Source organism: Paraburkholderia sp. NMBU_R16, from assembly GCF_013282575.1.
Classification (GTDB): domain Bacteria; phylum Pseudomonadota; class Gammaproteobacteria; order Burkholderiales; family Burkholderiaceae; genus Trinickia.
Genome location: NZ_JAAAYE010000166.1, coordinates 1 through 1953, shown reverse-complemented (window position 1 = coordinate 1953; position 1953 = coordinate 1). Strand labels below are relative to the sequence as shown.

Below are 1953 nucleotides of genomic sequence, written 5' to 3'. Positions count from 1 at the left end.
CCACACCGATTCCAATTCTTCTCTTGCGAAGGCCGTCATCGCTTGCCCCTCCTGAGCGAACTCAATGGCGGCATTGTGCGATTGCCTTTACGCGAACTCTATAACGCCCATGGCTTACCGCTTACGCCGGGGCGTCGTCACCGATTTCACGTCGCGTGGGTTGGAGGCCGAAAAAAACGTCTCGGTTTCGAGACGCGTATGAGCATGGTCAGAGCAGCTCCGAACATTCGATTCGACCGCAATCGTTCTGCCTTCATTGGGCGAATGCGCATCCAGAGGCTTTTGAAAGCCGGGTTCGAGATGTCGCAAGGTTGAGACGCCCGGCGATGCAGCCACGCGCATGAACGCGTTGCCGGGCTCGCGGGAAAGTGGAATGGGCTTCATGCGTCGAACTGTGCATTGAACCAGCTATGTCACTTGCGTAAACTGACCGCGTCCATCCCCACTCCGACCGCAGCGAAGGAACTCACGCGCCGCGATACGACCCGCCTCGGAGTACGCTGACGATGAAACACCCGCGGAAGAAATTTCGACCGCCCTCGAGTCATACGTGAAAAGGATTTCCGTCATGTCCGTGTCGGCATTCGTCGTTGAAGTTCCCGCAGCCGAGTCGGCTGTATCAGAGCTACGTAGTCGTTTTGACGCCACTGCCAAATTGGGCGTTCCAGCGCACATCACCGTTCTGTTTCCCTTCATGGCGCCCGACGAAATTACGGCCCATATCCTTCGCCAAGCGCAAAGTGCATTGAGCGTTGCGCAGCCATTCCGCTTTGCTTTGACGAAGATCGGGCGGTTTGCGACCACAACCTATCTCTCCCCAGTCCCTCCCGAGCCGTTCGTCGCGTTGACGACTGCGCTGGTCGAGCGCTTCCCCATGTTTCGCCCTTATGGCGGTGCACACGATGGCGTGGTGCCTCATCTGACTGTCGCGCACGGTGGCGATGCAATAGCGGATTTTGCCGCTGTCGAACTCGAACGGCGCCTATGTGCACTGGAACCGATTCGGACAGAATGCAACTCTGTGACGCTGCTGGGAAACACGTCCGGTCGTTGGAAGCGGATGCATGTGTTCGATCTTCCGAAGACCGACCAACAGCGCTAGGGCAAGCAAAAATGCCGGGGCTGGATAGCACTAGGCTACGCCGCCAGCCTTTTGGTGTTCGCGTCCTATTTATTTTCATGCTTTGAGAACGATCTAAATTCTAGCACGATCGAGCTAGATTCTGGCTCGTTCGTGCTAGAATTTGGCACATGACTACGCTCGGCGATGCACTCTTCACTAGCGCGCAGCAACCCTTGTTGGCATGCCTATTTGGGCGGCCTGATCAATGGTTTCACGTCAAAGAGTTGATTCGGCTGACTCATCTCGGCAGCGCCACCGTCCAACGCGAACTGAATCGTCTCGAAAAAGGCGGGCTGATCGAAACGCGACGCATCGCCAACCTCAAACAGGTTCGAGCCTGCGCGGGTAGCCCCATTTTCGAAGAACTACGCCTCATCGTCCTCAAGACATTCGGAGTCGTGGAGGTCCTTCGCAGCGCACTGTCGCCGCTTGCCTCTGAGGTCAAATTCGCCTTTGTGTATGGCTCAGTGGCTCAAGGGAGCGACCGCGCAAGCAGCGATGTCGACGTCATGTTGACCAGTGAAACCCTCAGCTACGGACAAATCATGGCTGCACTTGAGCCCGCTGAGAAACAGCTAGGCCGTGCGGTGCAGATTACCCAGTACACTCTCGACGAATTCATCGAGAGAAAGCGCAAGCATCATCCCTTCCTTGCGGAAGTGCTGTGCCAACCGAAGCTGATGGTCATAGGAACACAGGATGACTGGAGTTGACCCGGTTTCGTGGACACCTATCCTTTGGAACAGGAGGTGCCTGCCATGGGAAAGCACCACAACCCCTACGCGCCGGAATTCCGGGCGCAGATGGTCGAGTTAGTCAAAGCCGGCCGG

The 1953-nt window shown here is 56.7% G+C and carries 3 protein-coding genes; all 3 read left to right on the top strand.

Annotated features, from left to right (window positions below):
- On the top strand, positions 1-315 hold a 315-nt coding region (locus tag GWC77_RS29240; RefSeq protein WP_217283440.1), incomplete at its 5' end, for a hypothetical protein.
- A gap of 253 nt (positions 316-568) precedes the next feature.
- Positions 569-1102, top strand: a complete 534-nt coding sequence (locus GWC77_RS27500; RefSeq protein ID WP_173262579.1) for a 2'-5' RNA ligase family protein — start codon at positions 569-571, stop codon at positions 1100-1102.
- A gap of 149 nt (positions 1103-1251) precedes the next feature.
- Complete coding sequence (locus GWC77_RS27495) at positions 1252-1836, top strand: MarR family transcriptional regulator (RefSeq protein WP_173262576.1); 585 nt, start codon at positions 1252-1254, stop codon at positions 1834-1836.
- Positions 1837-1953 lie beyond the last annotated feature (117 nt).